This window comes from Pseudonocardia sp. UM4_GMWB1, assembly GCF_017312155.1.
Classification (GTDB): Bacteria; Actinomycetota; Actinomycetes; order Mycobacteriales; family Pseudonocardiaceae; genus Pseudonocardia; species Pseudonocardia alni.
This window is the reverse complement of sequence record NZ_QJPN01000001.1, coordinates 338,571-365,123: the sequence shown is the minus strand read 5'-3', so window position 1 is coordinate 365,123 and position 26,553 is coordinate 338,571. Positions and strand designations below refer to the sequence as shown.

28 protein-coding genes and 2 tRNA genes are annotated in these 26,553 nt (G+C 74.2%); 16 read left to right on the top strand and 14 right to left on the bottom strand.

The annotated features are described in order from the left end of the window. Window positions 1-472: 472 nt before the first annotated feature. The 3 genes from DMP15_RS01850 to DMP15_RS01840 form a co-directional block, all read right to left on the bottom strand. Window positions 473-949, bottom strand: a complete 477-nt coding sequence (locus tag DMP15_RS01850) for a nitroreductase family deazaflavin-dependent oxidoreductase (RefSeq protein WP_073575604.1) — start codon at window positions 947-949, stop codon at window positions 473-475. 129 nt (window positions 950-1,078) lie between these two features. Beyond that, window positions 1,079-1,510, bottom strand: a complete 432-nt coding sequence (locus DMP15_RS01845) for a DUF6194 family protein (RefSeq protein WP_161151808.1) — start codon at window positions 1,508-1,510, stop codon at window positions 1,079-1,081. A gap of 53 nt (window positions 1,511-1,563) precedes the next feature. Further along, window positions 1,564-2,022: an SRPBCC family protein gene (locus DMP15_RS01840; RefSeq protein WP_337825381.1), complete on the bottom strand. Its 459-nt coding sequence runs from the start codon at window positions 2,020-2,022 to the stop codon at window positions 1,564-1,566. 66 nt (window positions 2,023-2,088) lie between these two features. Between DMP15_RS01840 and DMP15_RS01835 the strand changes: the two genes are divergently transcribed. Next, complete coding sequence (locus DMP15_RS01835; protein WP_161151810.1) at window positions 2,089-2,589, top strand: DinB family protein; 501 nt, start codon at window positions 2,089-2,091, stop codon at window positions 2,587-2,589. A 31-nt stretch (window positions 2,590-2,620) separates the two neighbouring features. On the opposite strand, the gene DMP15_RS01830 is transcribed toward DMP15_RS01835, so the two are convergent. Both DMP15_RS01830 and DMP15_RS01825 read right to left on the bottom strand, forming a co-directional pair. Further along, window positions 2,621-3,022: a VOC family protein gene (locus tag DMP15_RS01830; protein ID WP_062399291.1), complete on the bottom strand. Its 402-nt coding sequence runs from the start codon at window positions 3,020-3,022 to the stop codon at window positions 2,621-2,623. A 20-nt stretch (window positions 3,023-3,042) separates the two neighbouring features. Further along, entirely contained in the window at window positions 3,043-3,477 is a 435-nt protein-coding gene (locus DMP15_RS01825) for a DUF6924 domain-containing protein (RefSeq protein WP_161151811.1), read from the bottom strand. A 30-nt stretch (window positions 3,478-3,507) separates the two neighbouring features. On the opposite strand from DMP15_RS01825, the gene DMP15_RS01820 reads away from it, so the two are divergent. Beyond that, entirely contained in the window at window positions 3,508-3,861 is a 354-nt protein-coding gene (locus DMP15_RS01820) for a hypothetical protein (RefSeq protein WP_073575609.1), read from the top strand. Here DMP15_RS01820 and DMP15_RS01815 read toward each other — a convergent pair. Together DMP15_RS01815 and DMP15_RS01810 are read right to left on the bottom strand one after the other, a co-directional pair. After that, window positions 3,845-4,657, bottom strand: coding sequence for an AAA family ATPase (locus DMP15_RS01815; RefSeq protein WP_337825380.1), 813 nt, complete (start codon window positions 4,655-4,657; stop codon window positions 3,845-3,847). The genes DMP15_RS01820 and DMP15_RS01815 overlap by 17 nt on opposite strands. Further along, window positions 4,654-5,478, bottom strand: coding sequence for an oxygenase MpaB family protein (locus DMP15_RS01810; protein ID WP_073575611.1), 825 nt, complete (start codon window positions 5,476-5,478; stop codon window positions 4,654-4,656). Before DMP15_RS01810 ends, DMP15_RS01815 begins: the two co-directional genes overlap by 4 nt. 112 nt (window positions 5,479-5,590) lie before the next feature. Here DMP15_RS01810 and DMP15_RS01805 point away from each other — a divergent pair, with 112 nt between their 5' ends. Beyond that, window positions 5,591-5,998: a YccF domain-containing protein gene (locus DMP15_RS01805; RefSeq protein WP_073575612.1), complete on the top strand. Its 408-nt coding sequence runs from the start codon at window positions 5,591-5,593 to the stop codon at window positions 5,996-5,998. A 9-nt stretch (window positions 5,999-6,007) separates the two neighbouring features. On the opposite strand, the gene DMP15_RS01800 is transcribed toward DMP15_RS01805, so the two are convergent. Continuing rightward, window positions 6,008-7,273, bottom strand: a complete 1,266-nt coding sequence (locus DMP15_RS01800) for a M18 family aminopeptidase (RefSeq protein ID WP_073575613.1) — start codon at window positions 7,271-7,273, stop codon at window positions 6,008-6,010. A gap of 10 nt (window positions 7,274-7,283) precedes the next feature. On the opposite strand from DMP15_RS01800, the gene DMP15_RS01795 reads away from it, so the two are divergent. From DMP15_RS01795 to DMP15_RS01780, 4 genes are read left to right on the top strand one after another with little or no spacing between them, the layout of a single operon-like run. After that, window positions 7,284-8,786 (top strand): GMC family oxidoreductase, encoded by a 1,503-nt coding sequence (locus DMP15_RS01795; RefSeq protein ID WP_073575614.1) that lies wholly within the window; start codon window positions 7,284-7,286, stop codon window positions 8,784-8,786. Continuing rightward, window positions 8,779-9,258, top strand: coding sequence for an SRPBCC family protein (locus DMP15_RS01790; protein ID WP_073575615.1), 480 nt, complete (start codon window positions 8,779-8,781; stop codon window positions 9,256-9,258). The genes DMP15_RS01795 and DMP15_RS01790 overlap by 8 nt, the downstream gene beginning before the upstream one ends. After that, window positions 9,255-9,812 carry a GNAT family N-acetyltransferase gene (locus tag DMP15_RS01785; RefSeq protein WP_208818650.1) on the top strand — a complete coding sequence of 186 codons (558 nt, stop codon included), beginning with the start codon at window positions 9,255-9,257 and terminating at the stop codon, window positions 9,810-9,812. The genes DMP15_RS01790 and DMP15_RS01785 overlap by 4 nt, the downstream gene beginning before the upstream one ends. 26 nt (window positions 9,813-9,838) lie before the next feature. Next, window positions 9,839-11,869 carry a M3 family metallopeptidase gene (locus tag DMP15_RS01780; RefSeq protein ID WP_337825379.1) on the top strand — a complete coding sequence of 677 codons (2,031 nt, stop codon included), beginning with the start codon at window positions 9,839-9,841 and terminating at the stop codon, window positions 11,867-11,869. 69 nt (window positions 11,870-11,938) lie between these two features. Here DMP15_RS01780 and DMP15_RS01775 read toward each other — a convergent pair whose 3' ends face one another. Further along, a complete protein-coding gene (locus DMP15_RS01775) occupies window positions 11,939-13,567 on the bottom strand; it encodes a family 16 glycosylhydrolase (protein ID WP_337825378.1) in 1,629 nt (542 codons plus the stop codon). Between the two features lie 514 nt (window positions 13,568-14,081). Here DMP15_RS01775 and DMP15_RS01770 point away from each other — a divergent pair. Beyond that, window positions 14,082-14,756, top strand: a complete 675-nt coding sequence (locus tag DMP15_RS01770) for a response regulator transcription factor (RefSeq protein ID WP_202417453.1) — start codon at window positions 14,082-14,084, stop codon at window positions 14,754-14,756. A gap of 10 nt (window positions 14,757-14,766) precedes the next feature. On the opposite strand, the gene hisC is transcribed toward DMP15_RS01770, so the two are convergent. Continuing rightward, on the bottom strand, window positions 14,767-15,819 hold the full coding sequence (gene hisC, locus DMP15_RS01765; protein WP_073575619.1) for a histidinol-phosphate transaminase: 1,053 nt from the start codon (window positions 15,817-15,819) through the stop codon (window positions 14,767-14,769). Window positions 15,820-15,878: 59 nt separating this feature from the next. Here hisC and DMP15_RS01760 point away from each other — a divergent pair, with 59 nt between their 5' ends. After that, entirely contained in the window at window positions 15,879-16,580 is a 702-nt protein-coding gene (locus tag DMP15_RS01760) for a dienelactone hydrolase family protein (RefSeq protein ID WP_073575620.1), read from the top strand. On the opposite strand, the gene DMP15_RS01755 is transcribed toward DMP15_RS01760, so the two are convergent. Further along, window positions 16,552-17,169, bottom strand: coding sequence for a TetR/AcrR family transcriptional regulator (locus DMP15_RS01755; RefSeq protein WP_208623013.1), 618 nt, complete (start codon window positions 17,167-17,169; stop codon window positions 16,552-16,554). The two genes, DMP15_RS01760 and DMP15_RS01755, sit on opposite strands and share 29 nt — an antisense overlap. An 89-nt stretch (window positions 17,170-17,258) precedes the next feature. Here DMP15_RS01755 and DMP15_RS01750 point away from each other — a divergent pair, with 89 nt between their 5' ends. The 4 genes from DMP15_RS01750 to DMP15_RS01735 all read left to right on the top strand — a co-directional run bounded on the left by DMP15_RS01750 (window position 17,259) and on the right by DMP15_RS01735 (window position 20,734). After that, window positions 17,259-18,305 carry an aldo/keto reductase gene (locus tag DMP15_RS01750; RefSeq protein ID WP_100879219.1) on the top strand — a complete coding sequence of 349 codons (1,047 nt, stop codon included), beginning with the start codon at window positions 17,259-17,261 and terminating at the stop codon, window positions 18,303-18,305. Window positions 18,306-18,396: 91 nt separating this feature from the next. Further along, entirely contained in the window at window positions 18,397-20,403 is a 2,007-nt protein-coding gene (locus tag DMP15_RS01745; RefSeq protein ID WP_100879220.1) for an acetoacetate--CoA ligase, read from the top strand. Window positions 20,404-20,502: 99 nt separating this feature from the next. Continuing rightward, window positions 20,503-20,592, top strand: a tRNA-Ser gene (locus DMP15_RS01740). Between the two features lie 69 nt (window positions 20,593-20,661). Further along, window positions 20,662-20,734, top strand: a tRNA-Arg gene (locus DMP15_RS01735). Window positions 20,735-20,862: 128 nt separating this feature from the next. Here the strand turns inward: DMP15_RS01735 and DMP15_RS01730 are convergent. Then, on the bottom strand, window positions 20,863-21,039 hold the full coding sequence (locus DMP15_RS01730) for a CsbD family protein (RefSeq protein ID WP_062404020.1): 177 nt from the start codon (window positions 21,037-21,039) through the stop codon (window positions 20,863-20,865). Window positions 21,040-21,183: 144 nt separating this feature from the next. Here DMP15_RS01730 and DMP15_RS01725 point away from each other — a divergent pair, with 144 nt between their 5' ends. From DMP15_RS01725 to DMP15_RS01715, 3 genes are all read left to right on the top strand, one after another. Then, on the top strand, window positions 21,184-22,044 hold the full coding sequence (locus tag DMP15_RS01725; protein WP_157818409.1) for an endonuclease/exonuclease/phosphatase family protein: 861 nt from the start codon (window positions 21,184-21,186) through the stop codon (window positions 22,042-22,044). Between the two features lie 604 nt (window positions 22,045-22,648). Then, on the top strand, window positions 22,649-23,722 hold the full coding sequence (locus DMP15_RS01720; RefSeq protein ID WP_100879223.1) for a helix-turn-helix domain-containing protein: 1,074 nt from the start codon (window positions 22,649-22,651) through the stop codon (window positions 23,720-23,722). Between the two features lie 41 nt (window positions 23,723-23,763). Beyond that, the gene (locus DMP15_RS01715; RefSeq protein ID WP_100879224.1) at window positions 23,764-25,023 is read left to right on the top strand and encodes an acyl-CoA dehydrogenase family protein; all 1,260 of its coding nucleotides are present in this window, start codon (window positions 23,764-23,766) and stop codon (window positions 25,021-25,023) included. Window positions 25,024-25,071: 48 nt separating this feature from the next. On the opposite strand, the gene DMP15_RS01710 is transcribed toward DMP15_RS01715, so the two are convergent. Both DMP15_RS01710 and DMP15_RS01705 read right to left on the bottom strand, forming a co-directional pair. Beyond that, window positions 25,072-25,473 (bottom strand): hypothetical protein, encoded by a 402-nt coding sequence (locus DMP15_RS01710; RefSeq protein ID WP_157818410.1) that lies wholly within the window; start codon window positions 25,471-25,473, stop codon window positions 25,072-25,074. A 91-nt stretch (window positions 25,474-25,564) separates the two neighbouring features. Continuing rightward, the gene (locus DMP15_RS01705; RefSeq protein WP_100879226.1) at window positions 25,565-26,530 is read right to left on the bottom strand and encodes a sugar-binding transcriptional regulator; all 966 of its coding nucleotides are present in this window, start codon (window positions 26,528-26,530) and stop codon (window positions 25,565-25,567) included. Window positions 26,531-26,553 lie beyond the last annotated feature (23 nt).

The following is a 26,553-nucleotide window of genomic DNA, read 5'->3' as shown; positions in this document are numbered from 1 at the left end:
GGTCAGGTCAGGGCGGCCGAAGCCGGCCGGCGGGGTAGCGTCGGACACGTCGAGGTCTTTCGGATGGATGGCGTAGGAACCTCCATCGTCGGGAGACCTCGACGTCTATCTGCGGACCGACGCGCCCGGCCGACCTACACCCTCATCTGGGAAGAGCCGGTTAAGTTCGCGCCGCAACGGACGCGTCGTGGCGTGGGGCCGCTGGTGGTCGTCGGTCTCAGCGTGCGGAGGTTCAAGAGTGCGGGACCTCGGTGGGGGCGTTCATCGCCTGCGGAGCGGTTGCGTTCGTGGTTGCAGTTGCCGACGTTCATCTCCGTCGATAGGTGGGAGTCGGCACCGGTCTACTTGGACCCGGGGCGCGGACGGTCCGGTCCGAACTACGGTGTGCCGTCCTTGAAAGCGGGCGTCCGAAAGGACCGGGGGTTCGAATCCCCCCGCTTCCGCCACAGGTCGCAGTCCTGATCGGCGACCTTCAGTGATCGAGGCTCAGCTCGACCATGGGGGGCGGGTCTGCGGCGGTGACCGGGCGGCCGAGGGTGCGTTCCAGGACCTGCCGGAACCATGTCCAGCGCTTGTCGTCGGCCGCGATGTAGTGGGCCAGCACCTCGCCGCCCTCGGCCGGGTCGAGCAGCCGGGCTCGTGCGGGAACGGACCGTCGTCCTGCCACCGACACCCGGACCCGCGGCTCGGCGGTGATGTTGCGGAACCACTGAGCGCGCTCGCCGAACCCGGACGCCACGACGTAGCGGCCGGGACCGGTGCGCCACACGACCTCCAACACCACACGCCGTGTCTGTCCGCTCCGTCGGCCGGTGTGTTCGAGCAGCAGCATCCGCGAGCCGAACACGGCACCGAGCCCGGCGCGGTAGAGCACCAGCGGCGCTCGGGCCAGCGGGCGTGAGTGTAGGAGCCGTGCGAACACCGCCGCGGCCCTCGCTCCCGCGCTCATGAACGGCTCCGTCCGAGTACGGGATCGACCATGTCGTGTTCTCCGGTCTCCGGTGATCTCGTCGTCAGCCGTGCGGTCGACGGCGCGAGGTCGTCCTGGGTGACGCGCATCGTGACCAGCCGACGTTCGTCAGGACATCCTATGAACTCGCCGGATGGCGTTGTCGTGCTTGCGGACGGCGAAGTCGTACGCGTCGTCGAGCAGCTCCCGCACCCGCGGCCAGGTCGTGTCCGGCTCCACCACCGCGACCCAGTGGTGGGCGGCGTGGACGGGGTGCGGGAACAGCAGGTCACGGGTCGTCGGGTCGATGCCCGGATCGGTCGGGAACAGCTCCCGGTAGCGCGCGGTGGGCAGCCCGACGTTGAGCCGGAACGCCCCGGGGCGGTCGAGGTCGGACGCGGTGTCGTTCACGTCGGACCGCACCACGGTCGCCCAGCCCTGCCGGGGGCGCTGCTCGTAGTCGTGGTCCGGGTTGTGGATCGCGAACGCGTCCCCGTTGCCCTCGACGATCCGCGTGCCGGGGAACCCGGCGAGAACGGTGATCACCTGCTCGGCATCCATGCCGGCAGGTCAGCACTTTTCCATGATCGTTCGTCCGCCGGAGGTGTCACGGATCACATCTTCTCGGCGACGACGGCGAGCCGGTCGAGCGAGGCGCTCAGCCGGTCGGCGGTGGTGTCGCGGGCCCGCTTCTGCCGGAACGTGTCGTCCGGGTCGAGGCCGGTCCAGTCGTAGGTGCAGGTCACCCGGGTCGTGGCGTCGTCGACGGGCTCCAGCTCCCAGCGCCACAGGTGCCCGGGCGGCGGGCTCCCCGGTTCCGTGGGCAGCCACGCGACCAGCCGTCCCTCGGTGAACTCGACGACCCGGTTCTCCCGCACGGTGCCCTGGGTCAGCAGCATCGCGAACACGTCGCCGACGGCGCGGATCCGTTGGCCGGGGGCGGCCTCGGCGAGGTTGTCGTTCCCCTCCCAGGACGGCTGGCGGGCGGGGTCGGCGATGAGCTCGAAGATCGTCGCGGGGTCGGCGGCGACGGTCCGGCTGCTGCGTACCACGGTTGGCGAGGTGTCGGTCACGACCGCAGTGGACCACCGCCCGGCCGGGAGCGGAAGATGTCGGACCCCGCTGCCACGATCACGGGCATGACCGACCGCGCGCACCCCCCGATGCAGGCCGACGCCCTCACCACGCTCACGGCCTGGCTCGACTTCTACCGCGCCACCCTGGCCGGGAAGTGCGACGGCCTGACCGACGAGCAGCTGCGGACGGCGTCGGTGCCGCCGTCGTCGCTGACCCTGCTGGGGCTGGTGCAGCACCTGGCCGCCGTCGAACGGAACTGGTTCCGGCAGGTCCTGGGCGGCGAGGACGTGCCGCCGCTGCACCCGCGCGAGCCCGGGACCGGCCACGACGGCGGGTTCGAGCTCGGGAGCGCGGGCATCGTCGAGGCCCGCGCCGCCTGGGAGGAGGAGGTCGGCCGGGCCCGCGAGGTCGTCGAGGCGGCCGGGCCGGACGGCACGGGCTCCCTGGGCGGGAACGCGGTGTCGGTGGTCTGGATCCTCACCCACGTCATCGCGGAGTACGCCCGCCACGTCGGGCACGCCGACCTGGTCCGCGAGCGGATCGACGGGAGCACCGGCGTCTGAGACGGCCCGGCCGCGTTCCGCGGAACGCGAGTCAGCCGCCGCCGGGGTAGGTCGCGAAGGTCCAGAGGTTGCCCTCGGGGTCGGCGACGGTGCAGGCCCGTGTCGGGCCGCCCGCGGCGAAGGAGGTGGGGTGCGGCGCCTGCACGACGGTCCCGCCCGCATCCGCGGCGCGCCGGTGGACGGCGTCGACGTCGGCGTCGGAGCGGCACGCCACGTACACGGCGCCGGCGTGCAGGCCGGCGTGGACGCCGTCGTCGTGCTTCGTGCCGCCGAGCAGGACGGTCCCGCCGTCGCGGGTGAGCTCGGCGTGCACGACGTCGCCGACCTCGTCGTGGACGACGACCGATGCGGCGAACCCGGCTGCCTCGACCAGGAAACGGACCGCGGCGCCCGGGTCGTCGTAGTGCAGGACCGGCCAGACCGTGGAGCTCACGACGTCGACGGTAGCGGCGCTCAGCAGAACCCGCGGAAGATCCGGTCGGGCTGCAGCTCCGCGTGGTCGGCGTAGTCGGCGAACTCCATGTTCGCGGTCGCCACGTTGTTCTCCACCGACCACAGGTCTGCTGCGGCGATCCGAAAGGTTCGGCCGGGATCCTGCCGCAGGTCGGCCGCGACGATCGGGAAGCCGTCGTCGACCAGGGTCCGCTCGTCGACGACGAACAGCAGCGGATGATGGGTGGCGAGCCCGTCGTCGAGCGCGAACGCGACGACGCGGTCCGCGGTCCAGCCGTCGAAGAGGTTCTCGGTGACGACGTCGAACGCGGCGAGGAAGGTCTCCTCGTCCGGATCGTCGGGCGCGATGATCCCGAGCAGCTCGTTCCAGGGTCCCTCACCCGAGTCGGTGCAGGTCCGCACCAGCGGCGGGAGGAACGTCACGGGGAACTCCACCCCGCCATCCTCCCGTGGTCGGATCGGGACATGAGCAGCGCACCCAGCGTGGACGGCCGCCGGTTCGCCGGCGTGAGCAACTCCGGTGACGGTGAGGTCGGGCGGGCCACGGTCTTCGACTACCACGAGGCCGACGGCCTGGTCTGGGCCGAGTACGCCGGTGGCGCCGTCCGCCTGGGCCGGCTGGCCGGTACCCGCGACGGCGACGTCCTGCGCTTCCGCTACGTGCACGTCTCCACCGACGGAACCACCAGCTCGGGTCGCTGTGAGGCCCGCCTCGAGATCCTCGACGACGGCCGGCTGCGCTCGCACGAGTCCTGGGCCTGGGAGTCGCGGCCCGGCACCGGGGAGAGCGTCGTCGAGGAGATCACGGGTCGAACGTGAGGGTGAGCGAGCTGCGGTACGCCCCGGACGGGCCGTCGTCCTGCGGGGTCAGCCGCGTTCCGCGGAACGCAAAGACGTCCTGCTCGCCCGCCTCCCACTCCAGCGTCACGACGTCGCCGGCGGCAGGGACCGCGTCGCCCGCGACCGCCGAGAAGTGCACCCAGCACCCGCCGGGTGTGACGGGGGAGTCGACGACGCCCCAGCCCTGCTCGGTGTGCCACACGCGGACCGTCCCCACCGTGCCGACGGCGCTCTCCGCGGTCCGGTCGAGGATCGCGTCGACGGTCGCGGCCACGTCCAGCTCCGAGGTGTCCAGCCACAGCCCGATGCGGGGCGTCTCCGACCGCAGCACCGTGTCCAGCGCCGCTGCGGTGAACGCGTCCGAGGTCACCTTGTCCCGCTCGGCCTGCCGCCGGGCCGCCACCTCCGGTCGTGGCGCCAGCACCACGACGTACAGCGGACGGGTCCGCAGCGCCGCCACGGTCGCCGGCAGGTGTGCCCCGAGCACCACGTCCTGGACGACGACGGAGAACCCGGCGTCGGCGTAGCCGTCGGCGGCCTGAGCGGTGAGGGTGTGCCGCAGCCGCAGCTGGCGGTGCGCCTCGGGGCCGGCGTCGGGGCCCATCTCGGCGCGTCCGGTGACGATCCACCGGCGGAACCGGTCGCCGTGCACGTGCACCGCGGGCGCGGGCAGGCGTTCGGCGAGTGCCTGCGCCACGGTCGACTTCCCCGACGCCTGGATGCCGGTCAGCAGGTACATGTCCCCAGCCTGGCCGTCGGTGCATCCGTCGGTCACGCGGATTCCGCGACCCCGCGGGCCGCCCGCACCAGCCGCCGCGCCTGCTCGACCTCCGGCGGCCCCGGCACGTCCGGCAGCACCCCGGTGGCGGTGCGCAGCGCGCGCAGGGTGAGCGTGGTGGACCAGTCCGTCGTCGGGAGACCGGGCAGGCCGTAGAGCCGCCGCGCCCAGCGCGGCAGCGTGGCCAGGGCCAGCGTCGACAGCCCGGCGATGCCGAGCCGGACCTGCGGCGGCGCCGCGCCCTGCGGGGCGAACAGGTTCCCGGCGGCGCGGCGGGCCTCGTCGGTCATCCGCAGCCGGGGGCGCACCGCGGCCATGTACTCGGCCATCTCGGCCACCGACGACGGCACGGTCGCCGGGTCGATGCCGACCACCTCGGCGGCCCGGACGCTCTCGGCGACGTAGGTGTCCGCCGAGTCGTCGTCGAGCAGACCCGACCGGCGGGCGACGTCGGTGTAGGATTCGATCTCCGCGGCGTGCACCCAGAGCAGGCCCTCCGGGGCGTCGATCCGGTAGCTCTCGCCGCTGTCGGGGTCGTGGCCGCGCAGCCCGGCGTGCAGTCCCCGGACGCGGGCGCCGGCCCGGTCGACGTCGGCCAGCGGTCCGAACGTGCGGGTCCCGACGAACTCGACGGTCCGCTGGAACCGCGCGTAGGACTTCTTCGGGTCGAACAGCGCCGAGTTCTGGTACGTCCCGCGCATCACCCGCGGGTCCAGCGACTGCAGCAGCAGCGCGCGCATCCCGGCCACCCACATCACCGGTTCGAGGTGCACCCGCCAGGTCACCGAGTGCGGCCCGAACAGGCCGTGATCCGTCATGTGTCCAGGACACCCCGTGCCGCGGCCGGCCGCACGTCGATCACGCCGGTTCCGGGCCGTCCTCCGGGAGAACCCCGAGGGATCGGACGGGCGGTGCGGGCAGCCTGGAGCCATGCTCCGCCTCATCCTGAACGTGGTCTGGCTGGTCCTCTCCGGCTTCTGGCTGTTCCTCGGCTACATGCTCGCAGGGATCGTCGCCTGCGTGCTGGTCGTGACCATCCCGTTCGGGATCGCCTCGTTCCGGATCGGGCTCTACGCGTTGTGGCCGTTCGGCCGCGACGTCGTGCGCCTCCCCACCGCGGGGGCCGCGTCGACCATCGGCAACGTGCTGTGGATCGTGCTGTTCGGCTGGTGGCTGGTGATCGGGCACATCGCCACCGCCCTCGCGCTCGCCGTCACGATCATCGGGCTGCCGCTGGCCTGGGCGAACCTGAAGCTCATCCCGGTGTCGCTGCTGCCGCTGGGGTCGCGGATCGTGGACAGCGACACCTCCATGCCGGGGCAGCCCGTGCTGCGCTGACCGCGGGCCTCAGCCGGCGTCGGTCAGGAACTCCACACCCGCCCGGGCCAGCAGGCCCGGGTCGTGCACGCCGCACAGCTCGCGCGCCGAGTGCATCGACAGCACCGGGATGCCGACGTCGACGGTCCGGATTCCGAGCCGGGTCGCCATGATCGGCCCGACGGTGGATCCGCACGGCACGGTGTTCTTCGAGACGAACACCTGGTTCGGCACGTCCGCGGTGCGGCAGGCCCGCTTCCAGGCGGCCGCGCCCGGCGCATCGGTGGCGTAGCGCTGCACCGCGTTGACCTTCAGCGACGGCCCCCGGTTCGGCACCGACAGGTGGTCCGGATCGTGTTTGTCCAGGTGGTTGGGGTGCGCGGCGTGCGTGACGTCCACCGACAGGCAGCGCGAGCGGGCGAACACCGCGTGCCGGGCGTCGAACCCGCCGGCCAGCCGGGTCAGCACCGTCTCCAGCAGCGGCCCGGCCGCGCCGGTCGCGCTGGCCGAGCCGATCTCCTCGTGGTCGAACCCGACGAACACCGGGACGGTGCCCGGGTCCCGCTCGACGGCGGTGAGCAGCGCGCTGATCCCGGCGTGCACCGAGGCCAGGTTGTCCAGCCGCGGGGCGGCGAGCAGCTCGTCGTCGCGGCCGAGAGTGGCCGGCGGGGTCAGGTCGTAGGTGAACAGGTCGTGCGCCGCGACGTCCTCGGGGTCCTCGCCGACGCGCACGGCGAGGAACTCCACCAGGTCGCCGCCGTCCGGGTCGCCGAGCCCCCAGATCGGGAGCAGGTGCCGCTGCGGGTCCAGGGTCAGGCCCTGGTTCACACCGCGGTCGAGGTGGATCGCCAGCTGCGGGATGCGCAGCAGCGGCCGGTCCACCCGCACCGGGACGACCCGGCCGTCGTAGAGCGCGAGACGCCCGGCGAGGCCGAGGTCGCGGTCCAGCCAGGAGTTCCACAGCGCGCCGCCGTAGACCTCCACCCCGACCTGGCGCCACCCGGCGACGCCGACGTCGGGGTTGGGCTTGACCTTGAACCCGGGCGAGTCGGTGTGCGCGGCGAAGATCCGCAGCGGCGCACCGGGCCCGGACGCGGGCTGCCACCAGGCCAGGACCGTGCCGTCGCGGACCAGGTAGCGCCCGCCCGGCCCGTCGGCCCACGGCTCGTCCTCGTGCTGCTCGGTGAAGCCCGCCGCGGACAACCGGCGGACGGCCTCGGCCACCGCGTGGTACGGCGACGGGCTCGCGGTGAGGAACGAGGCGAGGTCACGTGCAGCGTCGGTCACGTGGGGCATCCTGGCAGCAATGACCGACAGCTTCGACGTGGTGGTGGTGGGCGCGGGGTCCGCGGGGTGCACCCTCGCGGGCCGGCTGGCCGGGCGCGGTGTGCGCACGGCCCTGGTCGAGGCGGGCGCCGTCGTCGTCCCACCGGACTCGACGCCGATCGCCTCGCTCGCCGCGACCGCCCCCGGCCACGTCCTGAACTGGGCCTACCGGGCGACGCTGTGCCAGGGCCGGGAGTGCACCGTGCCGCGCGGACGCGTGCTGGGCGGCTCCGGCGCGATCAACGGCGGCTACTTCGTGCGCGCCGTCCCGGCGGACTTCGCGGACTGGGGCGTCCCGGGCTGGTCCTACGACGACGTCCTGCCGTACTACCGGCGGCTGGAGCGCGACCTCGACTTCTGCACCTCCGACCGGCACGGCGACGCCGGTCCGCTGCGCATCTCACGGCCCTCGGGCCGGCTGCGGGCCGCGACGACCGACCCGTTCCTGGCCGCCTGCCTCGCGCTCGGCCACCCCGAGGAGCCGGACAAGAACGCCGGTGGCCCACCCGGAGCGGGTCCGATCCCGACCAACGCCGTCGACGGGCGCCGGGTCAGCGCCGCCACCGCCTACCTGCCGCCGCCGTGGGGGAACGCGGAGTGGAAGGACGCGCTGACCGTGTTCGGGGGGACCCCGGTCGAGACCCTGGTGCTCGACGGCGACCGGGTCACCGGCGTGCGCGTCGGTGGTCGCACCCTGCACGCGGCCGAGACCGTCGTGACGGCGGGCGCGGTCGGCACCCCGGCGCTGCTGCAGCGCTCCGGGATCGGGCCGGAGGACACCCTGCGGGCCGCGGGCGTCGCGGTGGCGCACGAGCTGCCCGGGGTCGGGCGTGGCTGGTCGGACCACCCCGCGGTGTTCCTGCCGTTGCGCAGCGGGCTGCCGGACCCGCCCGCCGACGCCGTCGCCCCGCAGGCCGCGCTCAACCTCGACTCCGGGACCGACCCGGCCGGTGACCTGGAGATCCTGCTGTTCGCGCACCCGTTCGCACCCGGCGGTCCCGCGCACCTGATGTGCGCGGTCCAGCGCCCGGACAGCCTCGGGATGCTCGCCATCACCTCCCCGGACCACGACGACCCGCCCCGGCTGGACTTCCGCTACCTGCGCACCACCTCCGACCGGCACCGGATGCGGGCCGCGGTGCGGATCGCCGCGGAGATCCTGCGCGCCGCGGGCTGGGACCGCGCGGGCCCCGACGACGGCGGCCCCGCCGGCTGGGAGCTCGGCAACGACACCCGGCTCGACGGCTGGATCCGCGACCACCTGACGACCTCGGTGCACCTGTCCGGCAGCGCCGCGATGGGCTCCGGGCCGGATGCCGTCGTGGACGCCGACCTGCGGGTGCACGGCCTGGCCGGGCTCCGGGTGGCGGACACCTCGGTCCTGCCCCGCGCGCCGCGGCGCGGACCGGCCGCGACCGCGATCATGATCGGGGAGCGCGCCGCCGACCTGGTGTGCGGCATCGAGGGGGAACACCGTGCATGACGAGGTCACCGTCCACATGACGGCACCGGCCGAGCGGGTCTGGGAGCTGGTCTCCGACATCCGCAACACCGGCCGGTTCTCACCCGAGACCGTCGACGCGCAGTGGCTGGGCGGCGCGACCGGCCCGGCCGTCGGTGTCCGGTTCCGCGGCAAGGTCGTCCGCAACGGACGCGGCCCGACCTACTGGTCGGAGTGCGAGATCACCGCCTGCGAGCCGGGCCGCGAGTTCGGCTTCGTCGTGCTCCTGCCCGGCGGCCGGCGGATCAACCACTGGCACTACCGGTTCACCCCGGCCCCCGCGCCGGACGGCACCGCGGGCACCGACGTCACCGAGTCCTTCCGGCTGGAGCCCTCGGCCGGCACCCGGCTCTACTGGACGTTGCTGGGGTGGGCCCGCGGGCGCACGAACCGCGAGGGGATGCGGACGACCCTGGAACGCATCCGCGCGGTGGTGGAGGATCCCGCGGTGTGATCCGTCCCGCCCGCGTCGCCGACGTCCCCGCCCTGCGTGAGATCGAGCGCGCCGCGGGGGAGACGTTCCGGGAGATCGGGCTCGACGTCGTCGCCGACGAGGAGCCGCCACCGGCCGCGGTACTGGCCGCGTACGTCGTGGCGGGGCGGGCGTGGGTGGCCGAGAGGAGCGCAGGCGGAACGAGCATCGGTGCCGAGAGGAGCGCAGGCGGAACGAGCATCGGTGCCGGGCTCGTCGGGTACCTGATCGCCGACCTCGTCGACGGCTGTGCGCACGTCGAGCAGGTGTCGGTGCTGCCGTCGCAACGCGGACGGCGGATCGGGGAGGGCCTGGTCGAGCACCTCGCGGGCTGGGCCCGGGACCGCGGCCTGCCCGCGCTGACCCTCACCACCTACCGGGACGTGCCGTGGAACGGCCCGTACTGGGTGCGGCTCGGCTTCCGTGAGCTGATCGCGCCCGGCCCGGGGCTGCGCGCGATCCGGGAGCACGAGGCCGCGCGCGGTCTCGACGTGTGGCCGCGCCTCGCGATGCGCCGTGAACTGGCCGGTTCCTGACGGTCCCCGGCCGTAGGGTCGGGTCCATGAGCAACCCGTTCCTCGCCCCGAGCGCGCTGCCGTGGGGGCTGCCCGACACCTCCCGGATCACCGACGAGCACTACCTGCCCGCGTTCGAGGCCGGGACGGCCGAGCAGCGCGCCGAGGTGGCGGCGATCGTCGCGGGGGAGGGCGGGCCGACCTTCGACGACACCGTCGTCGCCCTGGAGCGCTCCGGCGCCACGCTGGACCGGGTGGCGCGGCTGTTCTACACGCGCGTCTCGGCGGACTCCTCACCCGCGGTGCGCGAGATCGAGGCACGGGTCGCGCCGATGCTCGCCGCCCACGCCGACGCGATCGCGCTGGACCCGGGCCTGTTCGCCCGGATCGACGCGCTGCACGCCCGTCGCCACGACCTCGGTCTCGATGCCGAGTCGCTGCGGCTGCTCGAGCGCCACCACCGCGACATGGTGCGCGCCGGGGCCCGGCTCGGCCCCGAGGAGCAGGTCCGGCTGCGGGAGCTGAACGCCGAGCTGTCCGGGCTGACCACCCGGTTCGGTGCGGCGCTGCTGGCCGGGGCGAACGCCGCGGCCGTGCACGTCACCGACCGCGACCGGCTCGGTGGCCTGTCCGACGACGCGGTCGCCGCCGCCGCGACCGCCGCGGCCGAACGCGGTCACGACGACGGCTGGCTGATCACCCTGGTCCTGCCGACCGCGCAGCCCGCACTGGCGGTGCTCACCGACCGGTCGCTGCGCGAGGAGCTGTTCCGTGCGTCCACCGGGCGCGGTCAGGGCGGCGAGCACGACACCCGTGACACCGTCCTCGCGATCGTGCGGCTGCGCGCCGAGCGGGCCGCGCTGCTGGGGTACCCCGACCACGCGTCGTACGTGATCGACGACGCGACCGCGGGGACGGCGGAGGCCGCCGTCGCGATGCTGGAGTCGCTGGTCCCCGCCGCCGTCGCCAACGCCGACCGGGAGGCCGCGGAGCTGGCCGGCGGCGTCGAGGGCGACCTGGAGCCGTGGGACTGGGCGTTCGAGGCGGAGCGGGTGCGCCGCGAGCGCTACGCCGTCGACGACGCCGCGCTGCGCCCGTACCTGGAGCTCGACCGGGTGATCACCGACGGCGTGTTCCGCGCCGCGTCCGGGCTGTACGGGATCACCTTCACCGAGCGCACCGACCTGCCCGCCTACCACCCGGACGTGCGCTGGTGGGAGGTCCGTGACAGCGACGGCGAGCCGCTCGGGCTGTTCGGCGCCGACCTGTGGGCGCGGCCGTCGAAGCGCGGCGGGGCATGGATGAACTCGCTGGTCGACCAGTCGTCGCTGCTCGGGACGCGGCCTGTCGTGCTGAACACGCTGAACCTGAACAAGCCCCCGGCCGGGGAGCCCGCGCTGCTCACCCTCGACGAGGTCCGCACCCTGTTCCACGAGTTCGGGCACGCCCTGCACGGGCTGTTCTCCGAGGTGGAGTACCCGACGTTCGCCGGGACGTCGGTGCCGCGCGACTTCGTCGAGTTCCCCAGCCAGGTCAACGAGATGTGGCTGGAGGACCCGCAGGTCCTCACCTCGTTCGCCCGCCACCACGTGACCGGCGAGCCGCTGCCCGACGAGCTGCTGGCCGCGTCGCAGGCCGCCCGCGGGTACGGCGAGGGCTTCGCGACGACGGAGTACCTGGCCGCGTCGCTGTTGGACCAGGCGTGGCACCGGCTGTCCCCGGCCGAGGCCGCCGGCATCACCGACGTGCTCGCGTTCGAGCAGCAGGCGCTGGAGGCGGCCGGGGCCGCGCACCCGCTGGTCCCGCCGCGCTACCGCAGTACCTACTTCAACCACGTGTTCGGCGGCAGCGGGTACGCGGCGGCGTACTACTCCTACATCTGGGCCGAGGTGCTCGACGCCGACACCGTCGCCTGGTTCGGCGAGCACGGCGGCCTGCGCCGGGAGAACGGCGACCGGTTCCGCCGCGAGGTGCTGTCCCGCGGCGGCGCCGTCGACGCGATGGAGGCCTATCGCGCGTTCCGCGGCCGCGACCCGGAGATCGCGCCGCTGCTGGCGCGGCGCGGTCTGGCCGGCTGACCCGGCACACACGACCGCCCGCCGTCCGGTGGGGAGCGCCGGGCGGCGGGCGGTGGTGTGTGCGGAGTGCTACTCGTACTGGCGCATCCAGGCGACCCGCATCTCCGACGGCTCCGGCGAGCCGCCGTCGGGGAAGTAGTCGAGCTGGATCGTGGCGTGCATCGGACCCGGGGGGAACGTGTTCGGGTCCTCGGAGCGGAACCACTCGACGCCGTCGACGTAGCCGACGATCGCGTCCGGGGTCCACTCCACGGCGTAGTTGTGCCACTGGGTGATGTCGAGCTGCTTCTTGGCGTCCTTTTGCGAGTTCGAGCTGCCGTAGTGCAGGAAGAAGGACACGTCGTCGCTGGCGCTGGTGGTCTCGGCGAAGTCGATCTCGCCGCCCTCCGGCCAGGACACCTCGCTCGGCCACAGCAGCAGCACCGGGTGGTACTGCTTGTCGCCCTTGGGGAACTGCGCTCGCATCTCCCACTTGCCGTACTTCTGGGAGGTGCCCCAGGCCATGCCGCCGGTGTTGCCCTGCGAGTCGCCGCGGATGACGAGGTTGCCGTTCTCCACCGAGATCGCGTCGGAGGTGCGGCGGCCCTGGCCGTCGTGGCCGGCGCCGTTGTAGGGGGACCAGTTGTTCCCGAGGGTGGACCCGAGGAACTCGTCGCCACCGATGGCCTGCCAGCCCATCTTCAGCGCGGCCTGGATGCCGTCGCCGGCCACCTGGACGGCGCCACCGACCGGACCGGCGGCGGGGGCTCCGCCCGAGTTCCCGGAGCTCCCGGAACCACCGGGGCTCGCGGCGGCCCGTGCCCGCTCGGCAGCCTCGCGGCGGCGCTGTTCGGCGCGACGCTCGGCGGCCTCCTGCGCGGCCAGGGCCTGGCCGATCTGGCCGGACGCACCCTGCGCGGCGTCGCCGAGTGCGGAGCCGCCCCCGTTGGCCAGCACCGGGCCGGCGGACAGCGCGGTGTCCGACGCCGACCGGCGCGACGAGTCGTTCACCATCGCCGCGGACAGCGACGGGTCCTCGGTGCCGGGCTGCAGCAGCGTCAGCACCATCGTCGCGGCGAGCACCGCGGCGAGCACCGCGGCGGCGCCGACGCCCAGCGGGGCGAACCGGCGGACACGGGAGCGGGCGGGTCGTGACCGGTCGATCGCGACGACCGAGCCCGTCCCCGACACCTCGGGTTCGTGCAGGCCGGCGATGGCCCCGCCGGTGACCTCGGTGCGCGGTGCGGGCACCTCGGCCTGCGGGGCCGCGGGCTCCTCGGGCGAAGACGACCCGCCGAACAGCTCCACACCGGACAGCCCGGCCGCCGACGACGGCGTGGACCGTCGCGCGCGACGGCCCGGGGTCCCGGTGGTGGGCACGGCGTGCGCGCCCGTCCCGGTCACCGCGGTGCCCCCGGCGACGGTCTCGTCCCCGGCGGCCGCGGTGTCCCCCGCGGCGGCGTGCGCCCCGGTGCCGGTGACGGCGCGGGAGCCGCTGCCGGTCGCGCGGCCGCCCGGCGCCCACGGGTCGGGGTCGGCCGTGTCGGCCCAGGTGATCCGCCCGGCGTCCGCCGTCGTGGCACCGGTGGGGGAGTCCGCCGTGACGGCGGCACCGGTGTCGTCGGGGATGTCGGGGTCGGTGTCGTCGTACCCGGCGTCGAGGACGCGGTGCCGCCCGGAGGCGCTCACCCGGTCCTGGAGCAGGGTGGCCGCGGGCACGGCCGATCGGGCCGTGTCGTCCGCTGGGGCGGAGGACACGGCATGCCTGCCCCGGGGAGACGGCACAGAGGGGGAGCTGTGCTCGGCGGCGAGTCGCGCGATCAGGTCGCGGGGGTCGACCTGATCAGCCGCAGCGGAACTCTTCCGTCGCATGAGGAGGGACTCTAGGTAGGGTGACCGAGTGTGAACACCCTCGCTGAGAAGGGTGGTTGCGTCTCCGCGCCGACAGGTCGACGGAGAGCGCCGAAGAGCAAGATCCCGCCATTTCGGCAGTATCGCTGGGCCGAATAGAGCAACGTGGCTCTCAGGATCACCCGTTCAGGCTAAGCGGTCACGGTACGTCGCACCGTTAGCCGATTGTGACGGGCTGCCGGTCGAGGAACAGTGGCCGTGCCTCCCCGGTGCTCCCCGCACGACCTCACGAGCTCCCCGCTCCCCGACCTCCGCAGGATCTGTGAACGATCACGCTCCCCCCGTCTCGCCGTCCCTCCCGATCCCCGCTCCCCGTGCCGAGATGCGCGCGCTCAGGGTGCTGCTGGCGCTGCCGCCGTCGGCGGGCACCGCCTCGCTCGGCCGCGGGCTGCGCCAGGACCTCGCCGCCGAGGGCGTGGACCTCGTCGTCGTCGCCGACGGCATCGAGCTGCTGGACACCCTGCGCTCCCGCGGCGCCGACCTGCTCGTGCTCGACATGGAGCTGCCGGGCCCGGAGCCGTCGGTGCTGCTCGGAGCCGTGCAGTCCGAGTCCCCGCCGACCCCGGTGATCATCGTCGTGCCGCGCGAACGGCGGGCCGGGGTGATCGGCATGCTGCGCGGCGACCGCGACGACTTCCTCATCCGGCCGTTCGTCCCGGACGAGCTCGCGTCCCGGATCCGGCTCCGGCTGCGTGCCGCCGCGGGGCTGCCCGCGCCGACGGTGCTCGGGCACGGCGGCCTGTCCGTCGACGTCGACGCCGGCCAGGTGTCCGTCGACGGCCGCCGGGTCGCGCTGTCCCCGACCGAGTACGCGCTGCTGCTCGCGCTGGCCGAGCAGGCGGGCGAGCCGGTCGCGCTCGACGACCTGGGCCGCCGCGCCTGGACCGAACCGGTGTCGGCCAACCTGGTGCAGGTCTACGTGTCCTACCTGCGGCGCAAGATCGGTCCCGAGCGGATCAGGACCATCCGGGGGCTGGGCTACCAGCTGGACGGCTGAGTCGGGATTCTCAGGATCCGAAGGACGACGCGACGTCGAGCAGCAGGTCGTTCTCCTCCGGCGTGGACACGGTGACCCGTACCCCGTCGGTGGCGAACGGACGCACGATCACCTTCCGCTCGCCGCAGTGCGTCGCGAACGCCGCGGTCCGGTCCCCGAGCGGCAGCCACACGAAGTTCGCCTGGGTCTCCGGCACGGTGAACCCGGACCCGCGCAGCCCGGCGGCCACCCGGTCCCGCTCCGCGACGACGGCGGCGCAGTCGGCGAGGATCTCCTCCCGGTGCTCCAGTGCGGCGACGGCACCCGCCTGGGCGACCGAGCTGACCCCGAACGGTGGCGCCACCTTGCGCAGCGCGGTCGCGATCTCCTCGGAGGTCAGGGCGTAGCCGACCCGCAGTCCCGCCAGCCGGTAGGCCTTGGAGAAGGTGCGCAGCACGACCAGGTTCCGGTGGGCGTCGAGCAGCGGCCGGCCGCTGACGGCGTCGGGGTCGGTGACGTACTCGGCGTAGGCCTCGTCGAGCACCACCAGCACGTCCGACGGCACGGCGTCCAGGAAACGGACGAACTCGTCGCGGTGCACGGCCGGGCCGGTCGGGTTGTTCGGGCTGCACACGAACACCACCCGGGTCCGCTCGGTGACCGCGGCGGCCATCGCGACGAGGTCGTGCCGGAAGTCGGCGTCCAGCGGCACGGTGCGGATCTCCGCACCGCCGATCCGGGTCACGATCGGGTACGCCTCGAACGAGCGCCAGGCGAACAGCACCTCGTCGCCGGGGCCCAGGCAGCCGATCTGCACGAGCTGCTGGCACAGCGTCACCGAGCCGCAGCCGACCGCGACCCGCTCGGGGTCCAGGGCGTACAGGTCCGCGATGCGTCCGGTCAGCTCGACGACGCCGAGGTCCGGATACCGGTTGCCACCTGCGGCGGCGCGGGCGATGGCCTCCAGCACCGCGGGAGCGGGCGGCGCGGCGACCTCGTTGCTCGCGAGCTTGATCGCCCCGGGGACGGTGCGCCCCGGCACGTAGGCGGGCAGGGTGTCCAGATCGGGACGGATCAGCGTCATGACGGCAACGGTATCCGCCGGGGGTCGAACCCGGGCCCGTGCTCTGGTTGAGTGACGTCATGACGACGACCGCTGTCCGGACCGAGGGCGTGCCGCTGACCGACGGGGGCGAGCTGCGCCTGACCGTGGCCGAACCCGACGGCCCGGTCCGCGGCGGTGTCGTCGTCCTGCAGGAGGCACGGGGGGTCACCGACTCGATCAGGCTGCTCGTCACCGGCCTCGCCGCGGACGGCTGGCTCGCCGTCGCCCCGCACCTCTACCGCGACGCCGGTGCGGGCGGTGACCTCGCCGACGGCTCCGACGCCGAGGTCGCCGAGCACGTCGGCAGCCTCGAGCCGCGCCAGGTCATGGACGACTGCGACACCGCGTTCGGCTGGCTGGGCGACGTGGGTATCGAGGCCGACCGGATGGGCGTGCTGGGGTTCGACCTCGGGGGCACGGTCGCGCTGCACGTCGCGGCGAACCGCACCCTCGGCGCGGCGGTCACGGTCGCGGGTGGCGGGATCGAGTCGTCGCCGTGGTCCAGCCTGCCCGCCCTGGTCGAGACCGCGCCCGAGCTCACCTGCCCCTGGCTGGGCATCTACTCGGAGGCCTCCGACACCGACGCCGTCGCCCGCCTGCGCGACGCCGCGGCGTCCTCCGGTAAGGCGACCGACGTCGTGATCTACCCGAGCACCGGCTACCGCTTCGACGACGACCCGGACTCGGCCGCCGAGGCCTGGCAGCGGGTCCTCAACTGGTTCGACGCGCACCTGCGCTGACGAAGACCCCGGCGCGCGCGGCGGCCGCGGTCGCCGCGGCCGCACGGTGGGCGTCCGCGGTGTCCGGACGCGTCCCGCGGGTGAGGAGCTGGTGGTAGAGCGGGGCGGAGACCGCGCGGACGACGCCGGCCGGGTCGGTGCCCGCCGGTAGCTCGCCGCGGGCCACGGCGTCGGTGACGCACGGCTCCCAGACGGCGGTCCGGGCGTCGTAGAAGCCGCGCAGCGCGCGTGCGGTCCCGGCGTCGTCGACGGCGGCGCAGACCAGTGCGGCGAGCAGCGGCCCCTGTCGCGGGTCGGCCAGTGTGGATCGGACCAGCTCGGCGTTGGCGAGCAGGTCGCCGTCGAGCGTGCCGGTGTCGGCGCGCGGGGCGGAGGTCTCGATCATGTCGGTGACCAGGTCCTCCAGCACCGCGGGCACGCTGCCCCAGCGGCGGTAGACCGTCGTCTTGCCGACACCCGCCCGGCGCGCGAGTTCGGCGAGGTCCAGGCCCGGCAGTCCGAGCTCGATCAGGGCGTCGCCCGCCGCGGCCAGCACGGCGAACCGGACCCGCGCGGTCCGGCCGCCCGGCCTGCTCATCTCCGGTGGCACGGCGCCCACCCTAACCCGTGACGGAACCCGAGTCCCGTTTGACGTGCTACGTTCTAAAGAAACCACAGTTCCTTTAGAGGAGGACGGGCATGGAGTACCGACGGTTGGGTCGCAGCGGGTTGCAGGTCCCGGTCCTGAGCTTCGGCGCGGGCACGTTCGCCGGGCGCGGCGAGCTGTTCGGCGCGTGGGGGTCGGTCGACGTCGCGGGAGCGCGCCGGATGGTGGGCCGGTGCCTCGACGCGGGGGTGACCCTGTTCGACACCGCCGACGTCTACTCCGACGGCGGGTCGGAGGAGGTCCTCGGGGCGGCGCTGCGGCAGCGCCGCGACGAGGTCCTGATCTCGACCAAGGCCGGCCTGCCGACCGGCCCCGGCCCGAACGACGCGGGCGCCGGGCGCCTCCACCTGGTCCGCGCCGTCGAGGACGCCCTGCGCCGGCTCGGCACCGACCGGATCGACCTGTTCCAGCTGCACGCCTACGACGCGGGCACCCCGCCCGAGGAGGTGCTCGCGACGCTGGACGTGCTCGTCCGGTCGGGCAAGGTGCGCTACACCGGCGTCTCCAACCACCCCGGGCGACGGCTGGTGCGGACCCTGGACCTGGCCGACCGGCACGGGTGGCCGCGGCCCGTCGCGCACCAGGTGTACTACTCGCTGGTCGGCCGCGACTACGAGTGGGACCTCATGCCGCTGGGTCACGAGGAGGGCGTCGGCGCCCTGGTCTGGAGCCCGCTGGGCTGGGGGCGGCTCACCGGCCGGGTCCGGCGGGGCGCCCCGCTGCCCGCGGGGAGCCGGTTGCACACCACCGCCGAGGCGGGCCCGCCCGTCCCCGACGACCTGCTGTTCGACGTCGTCGACGTGCTCGACGCGATCGCCGCCGAGACCGGCCGCACGGTGCCCCAGATCGCACTGAACTGGCTCACCTCCCGCCCGACCGTCAGCTCGGTGATCGTCGGCGCCCGGGACCTGGCGCAGCTGGAGGACAACCTCGGCGCGGTCGGCTGGCGTCTGGACGACGACCAGGTCGCCCGGCTGGACGCGGCCTCGCACCGCCCCGCGCCCTACCCGTACTTCCCCTACGAGCGGCAGGAGGCCTTCGCCCGGCTCGCGCCGCCGCTCGTCGGCGCCCCGGCCTGACCGTCCCCCTGTGACGGGCACCCTGTCGCGGCGGGCCGGAGTGGGGTCCGGCCACTGGTGCGCGGCCGGGGCCGTCGGGGATGCTCGGGGCATGCCGCCCGTGTCGTCGCCGCAGACCGTCACCGATCCGGACACCCCCGAGCTCCTGTGGAGCCCGGACCCGGACCGGGTGGCGGACACCGAGATCGTCCGGTTCGCGACCTGGGCGCGTGACGAGCGGAGCGCCCCGCTGTCCGACGTCACCGACTACGCGCAGCTGCACACCTGGTCGGTGACCGACCTGGAGGGCTTCTGGTCGGCGGTCGCCGAGTACTCCGGGGTGCTGTTCCACGACCGCCCCACGGCCACGCTCGGCTCCCGTGACATGCCCGGCGCGCAGTGGTTCCCGGGTGCGACCCTCAACTACGCCGAGCACGCCCTGACCCCCGGCCCGGGCCGCGCCGACGACGACATCGCCGTCGAGTTCGTCCGCGAGGACGGCCTGGAGCGCACCGTCACCCACGCCGAGCTGCGCGACCAGGTCGCCCGCGCGCGTGCCGGGCTCGTCCGGGCCGGCGTCGGACAGGGGGACCGGGTCGTCGCGCTCGCCCCGAACTCCGTCGAGACCCTGGTCGCGTTCCTGGCCGCGGCGAGCCTCGGCGCGATCTGGTCGTCCTGCTCGCCGGACTTCGGCGCCCGCGCCGTGCACGACCGCTTCGCCCAGATCGAGCCCGCCGTGCTCGTCGCCGTCGACGGGTACCGCTACAACGGCAAGGGCTTCGACATCCGCGACAAGGTCGCCGACCTGCAGCGACAGCTGCCGACGCTGCGCGCGACCGTCCTCGTGCCCTATCTCGACCCCGACGCGATCCTCGACGGCACGACGACCTGGGCCGGGTTCACCGCCGAGCCCGGCCCGCTGGAGTTCACGCCCGTCCCGTTCGACCACCCCCTGTGGGTGCTCTACTCCTCGGGCACCACCGGCCTGCCCAAGGGCATCGTGCACGGCCACGGCGGCATCGTCGTGGAGCACCTGAAGGCGATGCGTCTGCAGCACGGGCTCGGGCCGGGGGAGCGGTTCTTCTGGTTCACCACCACCGGCTGGATGATGTGGAACTTCCTGGTCGGCGGCCTGCTCGTGGGCGCGACCATCGTGATGTTCGACGGCAGCCCCGGTCACCCCGACCTCGGCGCGCTGTGGGCGCTCGCCGCGCGGCACCGGGTGTCGCTGTTCGGGGTCTCCGCCCCCTACGTGCAGTCCTGCATGAAGGCCGGCCTGCGCCCCGGCGACGACCACGACCTCTCCGCGATGCGCGCGCTCGGCTCCACCGGCGCGCCGCTGTCGGTCGACGGGTTCCGCTGGATCGGCGAGGCCGCCGGGTCGCACATCCAGATCTGCTCGGTCTCCGGCGGCACCGACGTCTGTGCGGCCTTCCTCACCAGCGCCCCCACGGTGCCGGTGTGGCTGGGCGAGCTCTCCTGCGCGGCGCTCGGCTCCGACGTCCGCTCGTGGGCCGAGGACGGCACCGACCTGCTCGACGACGTCGGCGAGCTGATCATCACGACGCCGACCCCGTCGATGCCGGTCATGTTCTGGAACGACCCGGACGGCACCCGCCTGCGCGAGTCCTACTACGAGGACTTCCCCGGCAACTGGCGGCACGGCGACTGGGTCCGCCGCACCCCGCGCGGCTCCTACGTCATCTACGGTCGCTCGGACTCCACACTCAACCGCGGTGGGGTCCGGATGGGCACCGCCGACTTCTACGCCGTCGTCGAGAACGTCGGCGGGGTCGCGGACTCGCTGGTGATCGACACGACCGCGCTCGGCGAGCGAGAGGAGGGGGCCCTGCTCTGCTTCCTCGTCCTCGACGACGGCGTCGCGCTCGACGACGTCGAGCCGACCCTGCGCTCGCTGCTGCGGAAAGAGCTCTCGCCGCGGCACGTGCCGGACCGGTTCGTCGTCGTCGACGCGGTGCCGCGCACCCTGAACGGCAAGAAGTGCGAGGTCCCGGTGAAGAAGATCCTCGCGGGCACCGCGCCGGAGAAGGCGGTGTCGGCCGGCGCCCTCCAGAATCCCGACGCGCTGACCCCGTTCGTGGCCCTCGCAGGGTCCTGACCTGCGGCGGACCGGGGGTCCCCGGCCAGGGGGACCCCGGTTCCGGACGGCCGGAATGCCCGTGTAGTGTTGTGCTCGCTGGTGGCCGTCAGGCACCGGGGAGGCTTCGCCTAGTCTGGTCTATGGCGCCGCACTGCTAATGCGGTTTGGGGTAACCCCCCATCCCGGGTTCAAATCCCGGAGCCTCCGCACCGGCACGGCGGTGGGTACACCGGTCGCCGGCCGACAACTGAAGATTGCTACGCTAGAGACAGCAACGCGCCCGTAGCTCAACGGATAGAGCATCTGACTACGGATCAGAAGGTTAGGGGTTCGAATCCCTTCGGGCGCACACATCAGGATCCGGCCCCGACCAGCACCTATGGTCGGGGCCGTTCTCGTGTCCGGATCGGCCGACTCGCACTCTCGGCCCCGGTCACGTCGTGACCGGGGCCGAGGGGTCGCGCCGACAGGAGCCGGTCAGTCCTTCGTGAAGGCGTCCTTGACCTTCTCCCCGGCCTGCTTCAGGTTGCTCTTCGCCTGGTCGCCCTGGCCCTGGGCCTCGAGCTCCTTGTCGTCGGTGACCTTGCCGACGGTCTCCTTGGCCTTGCCGGCGAGCTCCTCGGTCTTGTTGTCGACCTTGTCGTCCGCTCCCATGGGTGCCTCCTCGGCTCGTTCGTCACCGCTGTCCTGCGCCACCGCGGGGGTGTCGCGCACGGCGTGGGACCGGGTACCACGTGGCGGGCGCGGGAAACGGTGGGCCCGGATGCGGTTCGTCCGGTTCGGGCGGATCATGGAGGTGTGCCCGGTCACCGTTCCCCCGCCGCGCGGTCCCGTCGCCTGCGGATGGCGGTCGTCGCCGGTGCGCTCCCGCTCCTGGTCGCCTGCGCGCCCGGGTCCGCGGCTCCCGCGTCGCCCGGCCCGCCGGACACCCCGGAGGTGACGGTCGTCCAGATGAACCTGTGCGACAGCGGGATCGCCGGTTGTTACACCGGGCGAGCCGTCGAGGCCGCGGCCGATCTCGTGCGGACCGAGATGCCGGACGCGGTCACCCTCAACGAGGTGTGCCGCGCGGGCGTCGAGCGGATCGAGCGGGCGCTCGCCGGGGCCGCGCCGGGGTCGTCGACATCGTCGTCGTTCCAGCCGGCCCGCGAGCGCGATACCGGCGCGCCGTACCGCTGCGCGAACGGTGACGAGTACGGCATCGGCGTGGTCTCGCGTGCCCCGTCGAGCGTCGCGAGCGCCGGGATCCACCCGGCGCAGGACCCGCGTGACCCCGAGGAGCGTGCCTGGCTCTGCCTGGACACGACGACCGCGGGTGGCCCGCTCGGGGTCTGCACCTCGCACCTGGCCTACACCGACCGCGCCGTCACCCGTGCCCAGTGCGGGTACCTGTTCGACACCGTCGTCGCGGGCCTGCGGTCCCGCGCCGACGCCGGACCGGTCGTCGTGGGGGCCGACCTCAACCTGGGGGCGGCCGACGACCTCGACCTGCGGTCCTGTCTGCCCCCGGGGTCGGCACCGGCCGCCGACGACGGGGTCCAGCACGTCGTCGTGATCCCCGCGGCGGCCGCTGCGCGCACCCGGGTGATCGACCTGGGCGGGACCACCGACCACCCCGCGCTGCTGGCCACGATGCGGCCCGAGGCCGGATCTGCGTAGCGCTGCGGATCGACGGGACCCCGCCGGCCGGTAGAACGGTCACACGACGCGGGAGGGGTGGGGTCATGGACGAGGACCTGGCCGTCGGTGCGGTGCTGGGGGACTTCGAGATCCGGGGACGGCTCGGGGCCGGGGGATGGGGTCGTGCTGCGGGCCCACGACCGCCGCCACGGCGGCGAGGTCGCGCTGACGGTGCTGCCCGCCCACCTCGCCGGGGACCCGGTCGTCGTCGAGCGGTTCCGGCGGGAGGTGCGCGCCGCGCACGCCCTGGACGCCCGCGCACGCCGCGGGCCTGCTGCACCGCGACGTGAAGCCGGCGGACCTGGTCGTCGGCGCGGCGCCGGCCCGGGCCGGCGGCGACGCCTCCCTGCGCCCGGTCACCGGCCCGGTCGGATCGGCGGGTCCGCGGCCCTGCTGACCCGCGAGCCGGGTCGTGACCCGGAGTTCACCGGCGGAAACACCGATGTACCCCGGAGCGGTCATGCTTCGCGCTCACCCCGCGTACCCCCGCCGGAACCTGGGTTCCGAGGCGCCTGCGAGATAGTGTCCTTGCTCACGGCGCCGACGCCGGCGGAGCCGATGCGAGCTGTCGAGGAGGCCCCGAGTGCGCTACTGGACCACTGAGGACCGCCCGGCCGGTGAGCAGTTCAGCTACTGGCGCGAGGTGATCTGCGAGGCGTTCACTCCGCTCGCCGCGGAGCTGCCCGGCGCGCGGCGGACCGGCCGGGCCCACGCGCGCGAGATCCGCAGCTGGGTGCGCTCCAGCAGGCTCACCGCGACCAACTGTGCCGAGGTGTCGTCGGCGACGCAGCTCATCACCCACGGCGCGGCCGAGGTGCGGCGCACCGTCACCGACCACGTGTTCGTGAACCTGCAGATCAGCGGTCACTGCGTGGGGACCCAGGCCGGGCGCCGCTGCGTCGTGGAGCCGGGCGGCTTCGCGCTGTTCGACACCACCCGCGAGTACGGGCTGGAGTTCGTCGCCGACGACCGGACCGAGGAGTGGCGCTGCGTCTCGTTCCGGGTGCCGCGCGCCCGGCTGCTGCCGCTGGTCGTCGACCTCGACGGCGCCACCGCGACGACCCACGACGGCACCGCGCCCGGCATGGCCCGCATCGTCGCCTCCACCATGCTGTCCACCTGGAACGGCCTCGACGCGCTCGACCCGGCCGGCGCGGACGCCGCCGACACCGCGTTCACCACGCTGCTCGCCGCCGCGGCCGGTGGCTCCGACGAGCTGCGCGACACCGGGCGCGCGGACCTCGACGCGGGTCTGCGGGCCGCGGTCAATCGCTACCTGGCGGCGCACCTGCGGACCGGGGACACCTCGGCCGGCGCGGTCGCATCCCGCTTCGGCATCTCGGTCCGCAAGCTGCACCAGCTCTACGAGGGCACCGACCGCAGCTTCTCCCGTACCGTCATGGCCCTGCGCCTCGACGGGTGCACCCGCGAGCTCACCGCCCCGGCGCGGACCGGGACCCTCACCGAGCTCGCCGCCCGCTGGGGCTTCGCCGACCTGTCCCACCTCAACCGGGTCTTCCGCGCCCAGCACGGCTGCCTGCCGTCGGAGTACGTCGACCGCGGCCCGGACGGAGCGTGCACGCCGGTACCGGCCGCCGTGCGCACCGGTTCGATCCCGGGACGGGGTGTGACGGCCACCATCGCGTCGCGTCCCTGACCCCACGGTCGGGTCGGGGCCCGACCGGAAGGTATTCGACGATGACACTGGACTTCTCCCTCGACGCCGAGCAGCTGGCCCTGCGCGAGCAGGCCCGGCAGTTCGCCGACACCGTCCTGACCGGCGTCGAGCCGGCGATCGCCCCGCACCCGCAGCCCGCCGAGCGGTTCTACGCCATCGAGCCGTTCTACCGGCAGATGGTCGAGGCCGGGTTCGTGAAGGCGCTCATCCCGGCCGAGTACGGCGGCGGCCGGTTCACCTCGCTGCAGTTCGTGCTGGCCGTCGAGGAGCTGGCCCGCGTCGACGTCAACACCCCCACGGCGATCCTCGGCACCGGTCTCGGGCTGTACCCGGTCGTCCACTTCGGCACCGAGGAGCAGAAGCAGCGCTGGCTGCCGGCCTTCTGCGGGACCGAGCCGAAGCTCGCCGCGATCGCCTACACCGAGGTCACCGGCGGCGCGAACTACGACTCGCCGGACCCGAAGGTCGGGGTGCAGACCTTCGCCCGGATCGAGGGCGACGAGATCGTCCTCAACGGCTCCAAGCACTACACCACCAACGCCTCGGGCTTCGACGGCCAGGGCGCCGACCTCATCGCGGTCGTCTGCCGCACCGACCCGGCACTGCCGCCACTGGAGTCGCTCGCGGTCGTCATGGTCGAGCGGGGCACACCCGGCGTGGAGATCACCGGCATGCTCGACACCATCGGGCACCGCGCCGCGAACTCGCCGCGCGTCGAGTTCCGCGACGTCCGCGTCCCGCTCTCGAACATGATCGGGGGCCCCGGCGACGGCATGGAGATCGTGAAGAGCGCGTTCACCTGGACCTGCGCGCCGATCGGCGCGGCCTGCGTCGGGCGGATGCGGGCGGCCTTCGACTACGCCTACGAGTTCGCGAGGACCGACAGCCGCTCCGGCCCGCACCCGGTCATCGAGTACCAGAACGCCGGGTACATGCTCGCCGACATCAAGATCCGCATCGAGGCGACCCGGTACCTGGCGTGGAAGGCTGCCGACCACTTCGACCGCACCGGCGGCAAGGACCGCGAGCTCGCCAACATCACGAAGATCTACGCCTCGGAGCGGTCGGTCGACGTGGTCTACGACGCGATGCGCCTGGTCGGCGTGGACGCCTACACCACCGAGACCCCGATCGCCGGGATCATGCAGGACGTCCTGTGCTTCCCCGTGTACGACGGCGGCAACATGGGCGTCCGGCGACGGCACCTGCACGAGATGCTGATGGAGCCGAGCTACGACCCGCTGGCCTCGGCCGAGAACCGGCTCGCCACCGGGACCTGACCGCCCCGGGCCGGTCCCCGTGCCGAGAGGGCCGGCCCGCTCCCGAGCTCAGGCGTGCGCGGCGACCGGGTCGTCGGCAGCCTCGGGCAGGATCTCGCCGTCCTCCAGCACGTTGGCGCGCGGCACCTCGTGCAGGAAGATCGCCCCGTCGGACTTCGCGTCCCCGGTGACCGCGCACCACGCGTCGGCGATCCCGTGCAGCAGCCGGGCCCGGACCTCGGGGGAGCGGCCGTCGTGGATCAGCCCGACCATCCGCGGGCCCTCCACCGGCTCCCCGGCCACGGAGACGCTGCCGGGCGGGACCTCGGTGAAGGTGCAGTGCACGTAGCGGGCGGGCGCAGCAACGTCCTCGACGACCGGCTGCGACCGGTACGCCGTCGACGTCCCGCCGGTCCGGCTGGTGCACCGCGGCTGCGGCCACCCGCCGAGCCCCGGCTCACCTGTACACACTGCGCCGAGCCGGTGGCGTGGCGGGACATGACCGCCGAGGTCGAGCCCGACGCTTGGTGAGCACCACGGCGTCGTGGCCGGGGCCGGTACCTCAGGCGCCGCCCGGCGGGTGCCGCCCATCGCCCGGGGCGAGCAGGGCGTCGGCCGTCGCCGCGTCGCAGACCAGGGTGTGGACCAGGCCCGAGCGCAGCACGGCGCGGGTGGCGTCGGCCCGCTCCGGGTCCCTGACCAGGGCGATCACGTTGCCCGCGGCGCGCAGGTCCGCCTCCCCGGCCGCGACGAGCTGGTGCGCCGGTCCGCTGTCGAGGACCCGGCCGGCGCGGTCGATCAGCAGCCCGACGACCTCGCCGACCGCGCCGCCCGCGGCCAGCCGTCGTCGTTCGGGGGCGGTCAGCACGTCGTGCACGGTGGAGTGCCCGGCCCGCCACGCCCCGATCCCGACGACCGCGGTGTCCAGCGCGGCGCAGCGGGCCAGCGCGTCGGCGACGCCCGGCTGGGCCCGCACCGCGCGGGCGGTGTCGGCGTCGGGCAGCAGCAGGGGCGCGTAGACCGGGTAGGCGTCGCCGCCGCACAGCGCGGCGGCCCGGAACACCGCGGTGGCCGAGCCGTCGCGCCGCCACGGCAGCGAGTAGGCGCCGCACAGCTGCACGACCGTGCAGCGCGCGAGCCGGGGGAGGAGCCCGACGACGTCGTTGACCGTCCGGGACCAGGCCAGGCCCAGGACGTCGCCGGTGCCGACGGTCTCGGCGAGCAGCGCGGCGGCGAGCGCGGGCACCCCGCCGTCGTCCCGGGCGACCAGGGCGCGGCGCAGCCCGTGGGCGGCGCGGACGGCGGACGAGCGCCGCGCGTCGACGTCCGCGCCCGGGTCGATGTCGACCCGGACCAGTCCCCGCTCGAGGGCCGCGTCCAGCAGCCGGGCCACCTGGAACCGGCTGAGCCCCAGTTCGGTGCCGACCGCGATCCGGGACCGCCCGTGCAGCAGCACCTGCTCGGCCACCTCGGCCGCGAGCACCCGGCGGGCCGGGCCCCAGGCGGGTGCATCGTCGTCACCGCTCATCTGAGCACCGTAGCGCGCGCATC

Coding starts and splice junctions, on each gene's coding strand:
- DMP15_RS01850 (WP_073575604.1), bottom strand. CDS start 949: ATGAGCGCGGGAGCGAGGGCCGCGGCGGTGTTCGCACGGCTCCTACAC.
- DMP15_RS01845 (WP_161151808.1), bottom strand. CDS start 1,510: ATGGATGCCGAGCAGGTGATCACCGTTCTCGCCGGGTTCCCCGGCACG.
- DMP15_RS01835 (WP_161151810.1), top strand. CDS start 2,089: ATGACCGACCGCGCGCACCCCCCGATGCAGGCCGACGCCCTCACCACG.
- DMP15_RS01820 (WP_073575609.1), top strand. CDS start 3,508: ATGAGCAGCGCACCCAGCGTGGACGGCCGCCGGTTCGCCGGCGTGAGC.
- DMP15_RS01810 (WP_073575611.1), bottom strand. CDS start 5,478: ATGACGGATCACGGCCTGTTCGGGCCGCACTCGGTGACCTGGCGGGTG.
- DMP15_RS01805 (WP_073575612.1), top strand. CDS start 5,591: ATGCTCCGCCTCATCCTGAACGTGGTCTGGCTGGTCCTCTCCGGCTTC.
- DMP15_RS01800 (WP_073575613.1), bottom strand. CDS start 7,273: ATGCCCCACGTGACCGACGCTGCACGTGACCTCGCCTCGTTCCTCACC.
- DMP15_RS01795 (WP_073575614.1), top strand. CDS start 7,284: ATGACCGACAGCTTCGACGTGGTGGTGGTGGGCGCGGGGTCCGCGGGG.
- DMP15_RS01780 (WP_337825379.1), top strand. CDS start 9,839: ATGAGCAACCCGTTCCTCGCCCCGAGCGCGCTGCCGTGGGGGCTGCCC.
- DMP15_RS01770 (WP_202417453.1), top strand. CDS start 14,082: ATGCGCGCGCTCAGGGTGCTGCTGGCGCTGCCGCCGTCGGCGGGCACC.
- hisC (WP_073575619.1), bottom strand. CDS start 15,819: ATGACGCTGATCCGTCCCGATCTGGACACCCTGCCCGCCTACGTGCCG.
- DMP15_RS01760 (WP_073575620.1), top strand. CDS start 15,879: ATGACGACGACCGCTGTCCGGACCGAGGGCGTGCCGCTGACCGACGGG.
- DMP15_RS01750 (WP_100879219.1), top strand. CDS start 17,259: ATGGAGTACCGACGGTTGGGTCGCAGCGGGTTGCAGGTCCCGGTCCTG.
- DMP15_RS01745 (WP_100879220.1), top strand. CDS start 18,397: ATGCCGCCCGTGTCGTCGCCGCAGACCGTCACCGATCCGGACACCCCC.
- DMP15_RS01730 (WP_062404020.1), bottom strand. CDS start 21,039: ATGGGAGCGGACGACAAGGTCGACAACAAGACCGAGGAGCTCGCCGGC.
- DMP15_RS01715 (WP_100879224.1), top strand. CDS start 23,764: ATGACACTGGACTTCTCCCTCGACGCCGAGCAGCTGGCCCTGCGCGAG.
- DMP15_RS01705 (WP_100879226.1), bottom strand. CDS start 26,530: ATGAGCGGTGACGACGATGCACCCGCCTGGGGCCCGGCCCGCCGGGTG.